The sequence below is a fragment of the Gilliamella sp. App4-10 genome, from assembly GCF_001690495.1.
Lineage (GTDB): Bacteria > Pseudomonadota > Gammaproteobacteria > Enterobacterales > Orbaceae > Gilliamella > Gilliamella apicola_G.
On the sequence record NZ_LZGS01000044.1, the window covers coordinates 16,549 to 31,029 of the forward strand.

Genomic DNA, 14,481 nt, shown 5'->3' on the forward strand with positions numbered 1-14,481 from the left:
AAATTAACTTTTTTAAAGGAGTTCTAAAATGGATAGTGTGATTAACATCTTTCAATGGCTCATAAATTTAGGTGGGGTAGTGTTTTTACCGATCATCATATTTATTATCGCCTTGGTTTTTAAGGTTCCATTTTCCAAAGCGATTATGTCTGGTATTACTGTTGGTACCGGTATTGTTGGTTTAGGTTTAGTGATCGCTTTATTGTCCGATACGTTAGGTGTTGCTATCCAAAGAATGGGTGAACAATATGGCACATCATTAAGTATCATGGATATTGGATGTGGTGTGGGAGGTCCATTGGCGTTTTCAACTACATTGGGATTACTGCTTATCCCTATCTCGTTGATAATTAATTTTATCTTTATTTCACTCGGTTGGACGCGCACCTTAAATGTTGATATTTGGAATTTCTGGTTTGCGATATTTTTAGGCTTAGTGGCATATTCAGTTACAGGATTATACTGGGTTGGCATTATTGGGTGCATTACTGCGGTTATGTTGCAATGGTTCTTGGCTGATTTACTACAAAAACCAATCAGTTCATTTTTTGGCTATCCGGGTATTTCAATTACTCACTTAATGGCCCTATCGGGCGCTGTTGTGGCCATTCCTTTAAATTGGCTCTTTGATCGCATTCCTGGGGTTAATCAATTAAATACCGATTCAGAAACACTAACCAAAAGATTTGGTATTTTTGGTGATACGGTCGTTATTGGTTTAATTATTGGTTTAGTTGTGGGGATTTTAGCCGGCTATGATGTGCCGCAAATTGGTAAGCTAGCAATTTCAACCGCGGCAATTATGAAAATAATGCCCAAAATGGTTGCCATGTTTATGGAAGGTTTGCTACCAGTTGCTGAAGCTGCTCGTGAATTTACCAGCAAAAAACTCAATGGCAAGCAAGTTAATATTGGTATGGATGCTGCATTAACGGTTGGACATCCCGCTGTTATGGCAACGGCATTAATTATGGTTCCGGTTTCACTCCTATTGGCCTTAATCTTACCAGGTAATAAAGTGTTACCTTTTGGTGATTTAGCTTTCTACGCTTTTGGTATCTGTTTGATGGTTCCGTTTTTTAAAGGAAATATCGTTCGATCAATTATTGGTGGCACAATTTATTTAGTGATTTGCCTATATATGGCAACTTGGCTAGCACCGGTTATTACCGATGTATTTCATTTAGCTAACTATGATGTGGGCACTGCGGGCATTGTCACAGTTATTTTATGTGGTTTATGGCCAGTCACCTTATTTGTGTTGTTATTAAACTATCTTGGTTATATCGGATTGATAGGTTTAGCGCTAGTCATTTTATGCTCACTAATTTATATCAATAAAATCAAAAAAATCGAAATGTACTAAAAGGAACATTATGATGAAAAAATTACTTATTATGTGTGGTGCAGGGCATGCAACATCAACTATTGCTGTTAGTAAAGTGACTAAATGGCTAAATGATGAAAAATTGGCAGGAAAAGTAAAAATTTATCAATCAAAAATAGCTGATGAATTAAGTAAAATCAATTCATATGATGTAGTTGTCAGTACCACTATTGTGCCAGATTCAATCAAAGATAAAGTCATCAATGGGTTACCTTTGTTAACTGGCGTTGGATTAAATGAGTTTTTTGCTGAACTAAAAAAACGTTTGGCGATCTAGTACTACGTCATTAAATCAGGTGTATAAACAACGTCCCATTTGCTGCGCAATTTAGTCAAACATTAAAAAAGTAAATGGGACACATACATAAGGATAATACCAATATGAACATTTATCATCACGCCATAACAATCCAAACTGTTGCTGGACGGCACTCATATCATAATATCACCGATGAGTTAAGCCATTTTATTGAGCAATCAAATATCCAAAATGGTCAACTCACCATCGCCACAACGCATACGACATGTTCACTTTTTTTTGATGAATGCATGCATGATACTAACTTTTTTGGTGATGAGTTATTGCAGGTTGATATCAATAATATTTTAGAAAAAATAGTCCCTAAAATGACCAGCGAAAATCAATATAACAGTCCAGGGCCAAAGCATATTGAGTTTGGTTTAAGCTTAAATGATCCCAATTATCCTGCTGAAAAATGGGTCATGCTCAATACCGATGCTCATATTAAATCATCTCTATTTGGTAGTTTTTCATTAGTATTAATCATCAAGGATGGCAAACCACTTATGGGAGAACTAGGGCGAATTTATTTTGTTGACTGGGATAGATTACGAGAACGAATCCGTAATGTTAATTTTATGCTGATGGGCTGCTAATAAAGGTGATAACCATGATTTTGTCTCCATCATTGTTTAATTCAGATCTTTATTTGATCAAAGAAACGTTAGATACGCTTGATTCACTAGGTATTACGCATTTACATATTGATGTAATGGATAATCACTATGTACCAAATTTAGGTTTTAATAGTGACTTTGTATCAAATTTGAAATCGCATGCCCATTTTATTTTAGATTGCCATCTAATGATTGAAAAACCTGAATTATCAATTTTCGATTTTATTGAAGCTAAACCCGATATTATCACTTTTCATTATGAAGCAACGGTTCATCATTCGTTTATCATCAATAAAATAAAAAACAACCATATAAACGTGGGGCTAGCAATCAACCCAAGCACACCTATTGAACAAATTAAAATGCTATTGCCGCTTGTTGATCTAGTCCTTGTTATGACCGTTAATCCCGGACAAAAAAATGAAACTTTTTTGCCTTTCACATTACAAAAAATTGAACAACTGAGCTTAGAACGGCAAAAAAATAATTATTCTTATGACATTCAAGTCGACGGAAATATTACTGATAAAACTCTATCACTATGCGTAAAAGCAGGGGCTAATAATATTGTTTCGGGTGGATTTATCTTTAAAAATAATGATATCGCAAACAATATTGAAAAATTAAAAGAAGCAATTAATTAAGGAAAGTGCAATGAGTATGAAAACAATATTAAGTAATATATTAACTGAAATAGCGGCACAAATAGACACAATCAACGAAGAACAACTGCACGAATTTAAAAATGCGATTATTGGTGCAAACCATCTATTTTTAGCGGGAGTAGGACGCTCAGGGTTAATGATAAGCGCTTTTGCTAATCGGTTAATGCATTTAGGTTTAAAGGTCAGTTTAATTACCGAAATTAGTAAACCCAAAGCCAATAAAGGCGATTTACTGATTTTAGGCTCTAATTCAGGCGAAACCAAAAGCTTAATTGCCTATGCACAGCAGGCAAAAGACTTGGACGTCAAAGTCATATTATTCACCACACACAACACCTCGACCTTAGCAAAATTAGCCGATAATATGGTTGTTATTCCCATCAAAGTTGATAAGTTAAACCAACCAATGGGCAGCACATTTGAGCAACTTTCATTACTAACTTATGATAGTCTTATTTATAGTTTGATGGAAAGCGTACAACAAACTCCTGAGATAATGAAGTGTCGGCATGCGAATATTGAGTGATTTTTGCGTTTATAAATAAAATTAATGATATATTTGTTATTTTTATAAAAACGTACAATTTTTTATAGTAGCTTAGTCCATTGTTACTCTATATTATCGTTGGAAAGCTTAACAACGCAAATCCAATAATAAAATTAACTTTTATACACTAATACAGAGTTATCTGAAACTTTTTGACAAAAATTTCAGACTTTCATTAAAAAACAAAATCGACTCGCATATAAAATATAACTAGTTGATTTATTTTAATTAATAAAAATGAATAAAATCAATACGCTACCTGACGATTTTTTATATCATCTAAATTGGTTGTTTTATCGATTATTAGTTTAAAAACTATACTTGCTTTTTCCTAAATCAGCGTTTATATATAACAGTGATAAGCATTGGGCTTATCATTAATTTAACTTGGGAGGAACTTATAATGGTACAAAAATTTGCTCCATATGGTAGTGATGTTTCGGCTGGCACTTATAAGTGTGCCGATTGTGGATATCAGTATTCAAACCAAAGTAAGAAATCGTTACCGCCTTGCCCTGATCAGAATAAAAAACCCCATAGCAAAAATGGTTGGTATATTATGTCGGGACAAGGTGATTCTGTTAAAGATCCTCATCCAGATAAAAAGTAATATTAGTGAGTTAATACTATTAAAAGGTAAACAATTAGGTTACCTCAGATTGTTGGTAAAGAACTCGCTTGTTTGCGAGTTCTTTGATTTGTACGGTGTGTAAATAAAGGTTGTTTCCCATGCTGAGAAAATCCACACTATTAACATCAGAAAAACGAAAACAAATATCGATTGAAGTTTTAGATCTCTAAAATCATCTTGTTTTTTGAGAAATCGCACTTTGTTACCTCTGATTGGCAAAGTACTGGACTGCCTTTTTAAGCATTTTTTCTTCTTTTTACGTCATAGAGCAACCACAAAAAATCGCGCAAAATAAAAAAATAGGATTTAAATTTATGATAGACAATTTTTTATTTTGGAATTGTGTTGCTTTAGGGGGAAACGTTACACCCAAATGAGATAGAAAGGTGATATTGACTAACCCATAATTGGCCAATTGTTGTATAAACTTGGCAATAAACTATTCACCCCCCCAAAATTTTGATTTATATCACAAAGGTAAATATCATATTGAATTTTTTACCAATTTCCCCAGGTTCTTTATAACTCAATAATAACGCGTCCACGGGTGATGTCGCTGATATTTTTTTGTAGTAATTGGGATTTATCTTGTGTGATGCCTGTTGTGACGTTGACACCTTCAGCATCAAACTCTTGATTTTCAATAATGGCATCAAGTTCTTTTAGGCGATTTTCGATAATTGGCCATTCGTTATAATAACAGTGAAATTGTAATGTCATGCGGGCAATAAGTTCGATACGCTCTGCTTGTTGCAAGCAGTGACTAGCCGAACCACCATAAGCACGAATTAACCCGCCAGTGCCCAGCTTTATTCCGCCAAAGTAGCGAGTTACCACCACAACCACTTGATCGCAATCTTGCCCTTCAATGGCTGAAAGAATAGGGCGACCGGCAGTGCTGGTGGGTTCGCCATCGTCGTTAAATCGATATTGTTGTCCAATCTTCCATGCCCAGCAGTTGTGAGTAGCGTTGGGATCACTGATTTGGTTAATAAAGTCGGTGGCTTGTTCGGCTGATGTAACTGGCGCAGCATTGACAATAAAGCGGCTTTTTTTTATTTCTTCTGTTAGTTCAACGGGATTTGCTAATGTATATGGCATGCTAATTCTGGTAAAATCAATTTATTGTGGATAATAATACTGAACAGAATCAAAATGTCTATTAATTTAGAACAATTAAAGCAAACACAACAGATGTTAGCTAAGAAAGTGATATTAACTGATACGTTTTGTCAGTCGGTTAAATTTATTGGTGGAACCGATGTAGGCTTTGAGGATGATGGTCATGTGACGAGAGCTGCAATGGTTGTTCTTACTTATCCTGATTTTAAGGTTGTTGAATACCATATTGCTCGAATAAAAACACAGTTTCCTTATATTCCTGGTTATTTATCTTTTCGTGAGTATCCAGCACTGATCGAGGCATGGCAGCAGGTAACACAGAAACCCGATTTATTGTTTGTTGATGGACAAGGCGTTGCTCACCCTCGGCGTTTAGGTATTGCAAGTCATTTAGGTTTGTTGCTAGATATGCCAACAATTGGTGTAGCTAAAAAAAAGTTGTGTGGTCAGTATGAACCATTGCCAAAACAAGCGGGTAGTGTCACGCCGTTGCAAGATAAGCAAAAACAGATTGGTTGGGTGCTATGTAGTAAAAATAATTGCAATCCTTTATTTATTTCGGCCGGTCACCGAGTCAGCCAAGATAGCGCTTTAAAATGGGTTAATTTATGCTTGTGTGGCTATCGCTTGCCTGAACCAACGCGCTGGGCTGATGCGATTGCATCAAATAAACCTTTGTTTAAGAAGTTTATCCATGCAAAATAATCTATTACCATTAAAAAAAGGTGGTTTTACCTTTAAACGTTTTTTTGTTGGGCATGACAAAAGTCCAATGAAGGTAACAACCGATAGTTGTTTGCTAGGCGCATGGGCGCCAATTTGTTCTGTTCCGCAAAAAATACTGGATATTGGCTGTGGTTGTGGCGTAATTGCGTTGATGTTAGCTCAGCGATTAGAAGATAATCGCTGTCAAATTGATGCGATTGATATTGATGTGCAGGCAGTGACACAATGTCAGCAAAATAGCCAGCAAGCTGGGTTTACTACAGTTAACGCGATTAATATCGACATTAATCAATTTGAGCCAAGTCATGCCGTGGGCTATGATTTGATTGTGACCAATCCCCCTTATTTTGAATCCGCCGTTGATTGCCGTAATCCTCAAAGGCAATTAGCACGCTATACCGAAAGTTTAAACTTTCAACAGCTTATTGACACGGTTAAGCGTTTATTAAGCCCCGTAGGTCAATTTTGTTTAGTTTTACCTTATCATTTATCCAATCAGTTTAGGTTATTATGTGAATCTAACCAGTTATATTTACACCAATTGATGAATGTTAGATATAGTGCAGAAAAAGGTTTTTCATTGTCGTTGATGGCTTTTTCATTAATTCAGTCTAATAAGGTTAATTCGCAGGAATTGTGTATGCGAGATGATGATGGGCGTTATTCACAAGAGTTTAGACGATTGTTATCTGATTTTTATCTGTTTCGAAAATAACGCTTAGATGCTTACTTATTTTTAATTTCATAGTGAATCTAAGTTATTTAATAGTAAGTAATAAATCTTGATAAAAAGAAATTTTCATCCTCACAAGTTAAAGCATAAAAGTAATGTTATATACAAATATAACTTATTATTTAAGCCGCTTGCATTCCTTTTATATATTCGTATTTTTTGCTCATATGAGGCTTTTGGAGATTGTTAAAAAGCCTCGACTAAACTATGTGATCAGATCAAGAAGTATAAAATAGCGATGATAGCTAATAGGATAATTGCAATAGCATAAACTTTGTCGTGTAAGTAACTAAATGCTGGTAAAGATCGTTCCTTTCTAGCATAGAGGTAAAAACCTAGTCCCACACTATAGAGTATCATGGAAAGTAATAAATAAGTTGTACCACCAGCATAAATCAACCATACTCCATAAATCGATCCTAAAGCGCCAATCATAATTAAATAAACTTTGCCTTGTTGAATAGCTAATTTGAAAACAAAAAGCGCCGAAAGCAAGTAGGGGATCAGCACCATTGAGGTTGATAACTGGATTAAGGTGTTGTAGCCCGATTGATAGAAATGAGCAAGGATAATTAATACCGTTATTAAGCTTGTTGTTAACCATAATGCGTTGGAAGGCGTGCCTGCTTTGTTGAGTTTACCAAAGCAACTCGGCACCGTGTGTTGTTTGCCTTGACCGCTTAAAAATAGCATTTCAGCGGCTAGCATTAGCCATGATAATAATCCGCCACTGACCGACACGATTAAGCCGATATTAATCAAAGTTGCTCCCCAACTGCCAACTACATGTTTAATAACAAGTGCCATGGAAGGGTTTTTCATTTGCGCCAGTTCTTGTTGCGGTACAATACCAAGCGATAACACAGATACGCAAACAAGCAATAAGCTGGTAATGGCAAAGCCAAAAAAGGTAGCACGGCTAATACTGATGATATTTTTGGCTCTCGTGGCATAAATCGTTGCGCTTTCAATTCCTAAATAGACCCAAACGGTATAAAGCATGGTGTTTTCAACTTGCTCAATAATTGATCCTAATTGCGGTGTGCCCCAAAAGTCGATCTTAAATGTCGAGATTTTAAAGGCGAGGCTAACACAAACAATAAACAAACCGATGGGCACAATTTTAGCTAATGTCACTATACAATTTAATAAAAAGGCGCGATATATTCCATTCAATACAAAATAATGTACTATCCATAACAATAAAATGGCCGAAATAACCGCGGGTAATGTGGTGCCATGACCAAAGAATCTCAAGCAATCAAAAGAGCCTAATGCGCTAAATAAAATAACTAAGTAGCTAGTACACGACATCCATGCGGATATCCAGTATCCCCATGCTGCATTAAAGCCGATATAATCGCCAAAACCTTCTCGTACATAGCCGTATAATCCATCATTGATTTTGTAAAATCGGATCGATAAATACTGAAATATCCGTGTTAGCATGAACATCCCTAAAAGGGTTATTGTCCATGCAATTAAAATCCCCCCAGTCCCTGACCCTTCGGCCATGTTTTGTGGGAGACTAAAAATTCCACTTCCGACAATACTGCCAACCACCAACAGTGTGAGCGGCAGAATGCCGAGTTTTTTTCTTACTGGTGTATTCATCTTGTTGTCTTATTTATGCGGTTTAATATAATTAATATTTAATATCGATCGATTAAAAACGTAACGACATGCAACTTACGCCGCCATCTATTTTTTGATATTCAGAGGTATCTACTTCGATAATTTGGTAACCAAGCTCTGCGATTTTGCCTTTTGTTATTGGATAGCCTGCTGGCATAATAACGCGGTCATTAACCCATATACAGTTAGCTGCATAACTTTCTTGTTCAGGGATTTCAATAATATTAAGGTGTTGAAATTCGGGTTTAGTAATAAATTCGCCTGTTGCTAATAAGTTGTTATTCTCTAAATAAGCTAGACCTGTTTTTAGATGTAACACTTTTTCGAGCTTAACCACTGAACCGGTTAATCCATACTTTTCTAAAATAGCTATCATTTGGTTTGCGCCAGCTTGATTGGTTCGAGCCGATAAGCCAATGTAGTAGTGGTTTTCAACCATCATTATATCGCCCGCTTCAACTGTACCAGGTGCGTTAATTCTTTCTACTTTATTTGGATAAAATCTTTCGATGGTGTCAGCGATAATTTCAGTTTCTCCCCTGCGGCTTTCGGCTCCAGGTCTTGTAATAATGGCACAATATGGCGTGCAAAGTACGGCATCTTCAACAAAGACTGAATCAGGAAAACGTTCGTCAGCGGGTAAAATGGTGATATCAACATCGCATTGTTGTAATGCTCGGATGTAATTGTTGTGCTGATCTAAGGCTTTTTGATAATCAGGTTTGCCCAAGTTGGCTGATGTTAAACCGTTAATTAGTGATTTGGCGGGCATTCTTGCAATAATATGGTTAAATTTTTTCATTTTATTTCCTTTTAAATAATTATGCTTTATCAGTGAATAATAATTCACATTTTAGGCTTTATCAAGCTAAAAAATGTGTTTTTATTCGTTTTAGTGAGTTTTTATTGATTTGTTATTTTGATTAATACATCTGAATTTAGATGAAGTGAGGAGTACATATCTATTTTTTGTATGCAATGAAAATAATTTACTGGTTTTATTTTAGAAAGGAAAACAAATTAAAGGTACTTAAAATGAAAAAAGGGCACCAAGCGTGCCCTTAATAATAATCATTATTCGCCGTCAAAATTAACTAAAGTAAAGCAATCAATCCCCATATCCGTTAACTTGGATTTGCCACCTAAATCGGGTAAGTTGATCACAAATGCGGCATTTTCGGCAATACCACCAGCTTTACGAATTAAATTAGCTGTTGCGGCGATCGTTCCACCAGTAGCAAGTAAATCATCAATAATTAATACTCGTTCACCCGGTTTAATGGCATCTGTGTGAATTTCTAATGTGTCTGTACCGTACTCAAGTTGATATTCTTCTTTAAATACGTGACGAGGTAATTTATTAGGTTTACGAACAGGAATAAAACCTACACCCAATGCGAGCGCAATTGGTGCTGCAAAAATAAAGCCTCGAGCTTCTGTGCCTACTACTTTGTCAATTTTTTTATTACGATAATGTTCAATTAATAATTCAACAGTAGTTTTAAATGCAATAGGATCAGCAAGTAAACTGGTGATATCACGAAACAAAACCCCTTCTTTTGGGTAATTGGGAATGGTAAGAATGCTGTCTTTAATTAATGCAAGTTTTTCTTGTAACTGATTCATTTAAATGCTCTCTAAGTCTTTTCTATAAGAGTTGCTAATTTTTCATTATATACCTGCAAACTTTTTAGTTGCAATAAAGAAACCGTAATATCATACTGAAAACCAGCAATTCTTGTAAGTTAATATGTTAGTGTCATTAGCCTTTATAGTAATTAATATTATAAATAATACCATGTCGTAAAAAATACTTTTTAAACACTTTATGTTTTTTACAGTTTTTTACAGTTTTTTACAAAAGCATTTTATTTTGATTTGAGTGATTCTTTTCATGTTCAATTAACCAGCGTTTTCTTTCTAATCCTCCGCCATACCCCATTAATTCACCATTTGATCCAATAACCCGGTGACAAGGTATGATAATTGCGACTCGATTACACCCATTTGCGTTTGCAACTGCACGTATAGCATGTGGATTATTGATGTTTTCTGCTTGTGCTTTATAAGTAGTTAGTTTTCCATAGGGGATTTGTTTTAAACAGTCCCAAACGGTTTGCTGAAAATCCGTTCCAGGGGTATGCAAATTGACATTAAAATGTTGTCTTTTTCCTTGAAAGTACTCACTAAGTTCTTCTTTGGCTTGTTTTATATGTTTGTTATCTCCAAAAATTATCTGCAATTTTAACTGTCTTTGCAACTGTTCGAATTCGGTTTCTAACATTCGTCTGTCGACAAATTCTAATAAGCAGATCCCTTGATTAGTGGAACATATAAACATAGGGCCTAATGGTGTTGTTAAGCGATTAATTAGGATAATGTCTTGGTTAATGCTCATTAATGGGGCATTTTTGGTGATTTTTTTATAGGTATATCCAAAGCCACTTAAAGATTCATACCCTGTATCATAAGCGGTATTGATGACATTTTTGCCGACTTTAAGCTCTTGAAAGGCATGATTAATTCGATACATTCTTTGGTAGGATTGGAAAGTGATACCATAGTGTTTTTTGAACCAACGTCTAACTGTTTCGGGACTTATTTGATGTTCTTTTAATCGTGTATCCGATATTTTTGTTTTGGAATTTTGTGTAATTAATGCGATAGCTTTAACGACTTCTGGCGGTGCTTCATTTGCGTTTTCAGTTGGTTTACAAATTTTACAAGGGCGATATCCTGCATCAAGGGCTTCTTTAAAAGTGCTAAAAAATTCTACATTTTCAAATTTTGGTTTTTTTGCTCGGCAAGTTGCAATACAAAATATCGATGTTGTTTTGACGCCAGCGTAGAATACCCCAATATAGTGCTGATCCTTTACTAGTAAAGCTTGATAGTATTGTTTTATTTTGTCGACATTGGTAATAAGCATAATTTTTAAAGGTCTCAATTTTAGTTAATTTAATAACTGAGTGATCAGCAATCCGGTTAGCATATTAAATAAACACGAAACGTTGCAACCGAAAAAAAGACAACTATTTTTTATTTTGTTGTTTAGTCTGATTTGGGCTTAAATATTATTGATGATCGCAAGATTAGCGCGTGGCACAAATGGAGTTTATTGAATATTTAAACATTGGCATTATTTATAAAAAACCTTAACCATATTAATAATATTTTTTGATTAGGTTTTTTTTAATTTGCGTATAAAGGTGAAGAGTTTAATGATTTAGCCACAACACTATGGATTGAGAGTGTTTTAAGTTTGTCTTGAATGGTTAATGCTTGCTGTTTTGATTCACATTGTGTAAAAACACATGCACCGGTCCCAGTTAACCGGGTAACACCATATTGTGAAAGATAAGCAATGATACTGTCTACTTTAGGGTAACGTTTTCGAACAACGCTTTCACAATCGTTTTTCAATTCGTTAAACGGCAATGAAAGCAAATCAGTGATGTTTTGGACCGGTGTGTCACGAGTTAGTTCAGGATCATTAAAAATTTTAACTGTAGATATTTCAATATTAGGGTAAGTAACTAGGTACCAATATTCTGGTATATCTACAGGCTGAAATTGATCACCAATTCCTTCGGCAAAAGCAGCGTGTCCATAAATAAAAATAGGGACATCGGCACCAATTTTTCGTCCTATGTTCATTAATGTTTCAGTTGATAAGTTAAGTTGCCATAACTGATTAAGTGCCACTAATACTGTTGCTGCATTGGACGATGCGCCGCCCAATCCCCCCCCCATTGGGATCTTTTTATCAATTGTGATATCCACACCTAAATTATTGCGATTGGTATAAGTTTTTAATTGTTCAGCAGCAATAACCATTAAGTTTTTATTAGTCGGTATGTTTGCAAAATCGGTTAATAAGTTAATTTTATTATCTTTACGCACGCTAAACGTTACAGTGTCACAATAATCAATAAATTGAAACAACGTTTGTAAATTATGATACTTGTCAGCACGACGACCAGTAATATATAAAAATAAATTTAATTTAGCAGGTGATAACCACTGTTTCATCACTATTTTCCGTTATCGTAAAATCCAGTCACTAATTTTTAATCGAACAACTTTGTCATCATGCATAAGTTCGATTGTAGCAGGCAAATCAATCTTTTGATTTTTATAGGTATAAGTTGCGTAACTTGGAATTTTTAATGTCCATTTATTATTGTTTTGCATAAATACGGTTGAAACTAATCGTCCAAAATTGTCTAATTTGTCAGTATAGATATTGTCTGAAAATCCTTTTAGCCAATTGTGTAACGAATTCAGTGGGATATTTACGTTAGATATTTTTTTCATGAGATTTTCAACATTGGCATCTTGGTAACTTCCACCATGTCTATCAATCAATTGAGCAGAATTAGGCTCGGCTTTTAAGGTTAGAATATTGGTACCGACGGGGGTGGTCAATTTGACTTGATAATTATCGGTTGATTGTTGAGTTATTAAAAATCGTCCATAACTACGCGATTTATCACTTATATAAGCGATACTACCTTTCACTTGAAAAGCGTTTATTTGTTTTAGATTTTGTTGATGAACTTGCCATTGTTGTTCAATTGAAGCGGTACTTTGAGATTTTGTTGCTTGGCAAGCTGTGATAAATAAAGATAGCATGACAATAAAAGCATATTTAATTTTAGACATGAAATAACTCTTTAATTGATAGTGTATGTGCCAATGATAGCAGTATTATAACTGATAATCGTCTAAATAAGAAAAAGAACCTTTAGTGTTTTTTATGTATAATATAGGCTTAAGCACGTTTAACAAAATAGTATATATTTAATATAACTTTTAAAAAAAGAAGTACTGCAATGTCAATTATAATTTTTGGTGTTAATCATAAATCTGCGCCAGTCGCTTTAAGGGAAAGGCTTGCTTTTCCTACTGAGATTGTTGATAAAGCGCTATATAGCTTATACCAACATCCTTTGGTTGAAGGGTGCGTGATTTTGTCTACTTGTAATCGAACAGAAATTTATCTGAGTTATGAACATCAAACCGATGACCTAAGATTAAAACAATCAGTTGAAAATTGGTTAGGGCAATTTCATCATATTGATATTGAGTTATACCGAAATTCACTTTATTGGTATGACGGTCAACAAGCCGTTGAACATTTGATGTCTGTGGCTAGCGGTTTGGACTCTATGATTATTGGTGAGCCACAAATTCTTGGGCAAGTTAAGCAGGCATATAGTTTTGCGCAAAAACAAAACTGTTTATCTGTCCAACTAAAAAAATTATTTCAAACAGTATTTCATGTGGCAAAAGTTGTCCGCAGTGAAACCAATATAGGTGCTAATACGGCATCTGTCGCTTATGCCGCTTGTTTAGTTGCTCGTCATCTTTTTGTTGATACTTCTAGTTTAAACATTATGCTTGTCGGAGCAGGGGAAACGATAGAGCTTATCTCGCGCTACTTAAAACCGCATGGATTTAATCAAGTGATTATTGCCAATCGTACCCGTGAAAAGGCATTAAAACTTGCGGCTGGTATCGATGCAGAAATCATTTCATTGCCGGATATTGCTAATCGACTTAAAGATGTTGATATTGTGATTAGTTCAACAGCGAGCCCTTTACCTATCATAGGTAAAGGTATGGTTGAACGCACCTTACGTGCTAGAAATTATTGCAAGATGCTATTTATTGATTTAGCTGTTCCCCGCGATGTCGAGGAAGAGGTTAATCAGCTGGAGAATGTGCATCTTTATACTATTGATGATTTACACAAAACGGTTGAAAATAATTTAGAGCAACGCGCTATTGCCGCTAAAGAAGCACAATATCTTATTCAAGAGCAAGCTGAACTTTTCATTGATTGGCTTAAGACAAGACATGCAGTTGCTTATGTTAAGCAGTATCGTCGTAATGCGGAAAGTATTAAGCGTGAATTAGAAATAAAAGCCTTAAATGCTATTAAGCAAGGCGCTAATATTGACGATGTTTTTACTGAGTTTTCCCATCGTTTAACTAATAAATTAATCCACGCACCGACTCAAACACTATTTCATGCAGCTACACATGATTGTGCTGACTGTTTTAAAGTGCTTAGTAAAGGTTTGGGTTTAAAAGAACATTAGTCAACGTGTA

The 14,481-nt window shown here is 35.1% G+C and carries 16 protein-coding genes; 9 read left to right on the forward strand and 7 right to left on the reverse strand.

All coding sequences use genetic code 11. The annotated features are described in order from the left end of the window. Positions 1 to 28 precede the first annotated feature (28 nt). The 6 genes from A9G23_RS09095 (at position 29) to A9G23_RS09120 (ending at position 4,127) form a co-directional block, all read left to right on the forward strand. Positions 29 to 1,366, forward strand: coding sequence for a PTS galactitol transporter subunit IIC (locus A9G23_RS09095; protein WP_065587311.1), 1,338 nt, complete (start codon positions 29 to 31; stop codon positions 1,364 to 1,366). 13 nt (positions 1,367 to 1,379) lie between these two features. Further along, complete coding sequence (locus A9G23_RS09100; protein ID WP_065587312.1) at positions 1,380 to 1,664, forward strand: PTS sugar transporter subunit IIB; 285 nt, start codon at positions 1,380 to 1,382, stop codon at positions 1,662 to 1,664. 104 nt (positions 1,665 to 1,768) lie between these two features. Further along, positions 1,769 to 2,284: a YjbQ family protein gene (locus tag A9G23_RS09105; RefSeq protein ID WP_065587313.1), complete on the forward strand. Its 516-nt coding sequence runs from the start codon at positions 1,769 to 1,771 to the stop codon at positions 2,282 to 2,284. 14 nt (positions 2,285 to 2,298) lie between these two features. After that, positions 2,299 to 2,949, forward strand: coding sequence for a ribulose-phosphate 3-epimerase (locus A9G23_RS09110; RefSeq protein WP_065587314.1), 651 nt, complete (start codon positions 2,299 to 2,301; stop codon positions 2,947 to 2,949). A 10-nt stretch (positions 2,950 to 2,959) separates the two neighbouring features. Further along, entirely contained in the window at positions 2,960 to 3,496 is a 537-nt protein-coding gene (gene hxlB / locus A9G23_RS09115) for a 6-phospho-3-hexuloisomerase (protein ID WP_081297016.1), read from the forward strand. Between the two features lie 424 nt (positions 3,497 to 3,920). Beyond that, the gene (locus tag A9G23_RS09120; protein ID WP_065587315.1) at positions 3,921 to 4,127 is read left to right on the forward strand and encodes a hypothetical protein; all 207 of its coding nucleotides are present in this window, start codon (positions 3,921 to 3,923) and stop codon (positions 4,125 to 4,127) included. A gap of 540 nt (positions 4,128 to 4,667) precedes the next feature. Here A9G23_RS09120 and A9G23_RS09125 read toward each other — a convergent pair. Next, positions 4,668 to 5,249, reverse strand: a complete 582-nt coding sequence (locus tag A9G23_RS09125; protein ID WP_065587316.1) for an IMPACT family protein — start codon at positions 5,247 to 5,249, stop codon at positions 4,668 to 4,670. 54 nt (positions 5,250 to 5,303) lie between these two features. On the opposite strand from A9G23_RS09125, the gene nfi reads away from it, so the two are divergent. Beyond that, positions 5,304 to 5,975 (forward strand): deoxyribonuclease V, encoded by a 672-nt coding sequence (gene nfi / locus A9G23_RS09130; protein WP_141674930.1) that lies wholly within the window; start codon positions 5,304 to 5,306, stop codon positions 5,973 to 5,975. Next, positions 5,965 to 6,711, forward strand: coding sequence for a tRNA1(Val) (adenine(37)-N6)-methyltransferase (locus A9G23_RS09135; RefSeq protein ID WP_065587317.1), 747 nt, complete (start codon positions 5,965 to 5,967; stop codon positions 6,709 to 6,711). Before nfi ends, A9G23_RS09135 begins: the two co-directional genes overlap by 11 nt. A gap of 231 nt (positions 6,712 to 6,942) precedes the next feature. Here A9G23_RS09135 and A9G23_RS09140 read toward each other — a convergent pair whose 3' ends face one another. From A9G23_RS09140 to lolB, 6 genes are all read right to left on the reverse strand, one after another. Further along, positions 6,943 to 8,343, reverse strand: coding sequence for a basic amino acid/polyamine antiporter (locus A9G23_RS09140; RefSeq protein ID WP_065587318.1), 1,401 nt, complete (start codon positions 8,341 to 8,343; stop codon positions 6,943 to 6,945). 52 nt (positions 8,344 to 8,395) lie between these two features. Then, positions 8,396 to 9,166 (reverse strand): dimethylargininase, encoded by a 771-nt coding sequence (gene ddaH, locus A9G23_RS09145; protein WP_065587319.1) that lies wholly within the window; start codon positions 9,164 to 9,166, stop codon positions 8,396 to 8,398. 272 nt (positions 9,167 to 9,438) lie between these two features. Then, positions 9,439 to 9,990 (reverse strand): adenine phosphoribosyltransferase, encoded by a 552-nt coding sequence (apt, locus tag A9G23_RS09150; protein WP_065587320.1) that lies wholly within the window; start codon positions 9,988 to 9,990, stop codon positions 9,439 to 9,441. 229 nt (positions 9,991 to 10,219) lie between these two features. Continuing rightward, the gene (locus tag A9G23_RS09155; protein WP_065587321.1) at positions 10,220 to 11,293 is read right to left on the reverse strand and encodes a bifunctional transcriptional activator/DNA repair enzyme AdaA; all 1,074 of its coding nucleotides are present in this window, start codon (positions 11,291 to 11,293) and stop codon (positions 10,220 to 10,222) included. A gap of 263 nt (positions 11,294 to 11,556) precedes the next feature. Further along, entirely contained in the window at positions 11,557 to 12,399 is an 843-nt protein-coding gene (ispE, locus tag A9G23_RS09160; protein WP_065587322.1) for a 4-(cytidine 5'-diphospho)-2-C-methyl-D-erythritol kinase, read from the reverse strand. A 9-nt stretch (positions 12,400 to 12,408) separates the two neighbouring features. After that, on the reverse strand, positions 12,409 to 13,029 hold the full coding sequence (lolB, locus tag A9G23_RS09165; protein ID WP_065587323.1) for a lipoprotein insertase outer membrane protein LolB: 621 nt from the start codon (positions 13,027 to 13,029) through the stop codon (positions 12,409 to 12,411). Positions 13,030 to 13,199: 170 nt separating this feature from the next. Between lolB and hemA the strand changes: the two genes are divergently transcribed. Continuing rightward, positions 13,200 to 14,471 carry a glutamyl-tRNA reductase gene (gene hemA / locus A9G23_RS09170; RefSeq protein ID WP_065587324.1) on the forward strand — a complete coding sequence of 424 codons (1,272 nt, stop codon included), beginning with the start codon at positions 13,200 to 13,202 and terminating at the stop codon, positions 14,469 to 14,471. Positions 14,472 to 14,481: the final 10 nt, after the last annotated feature.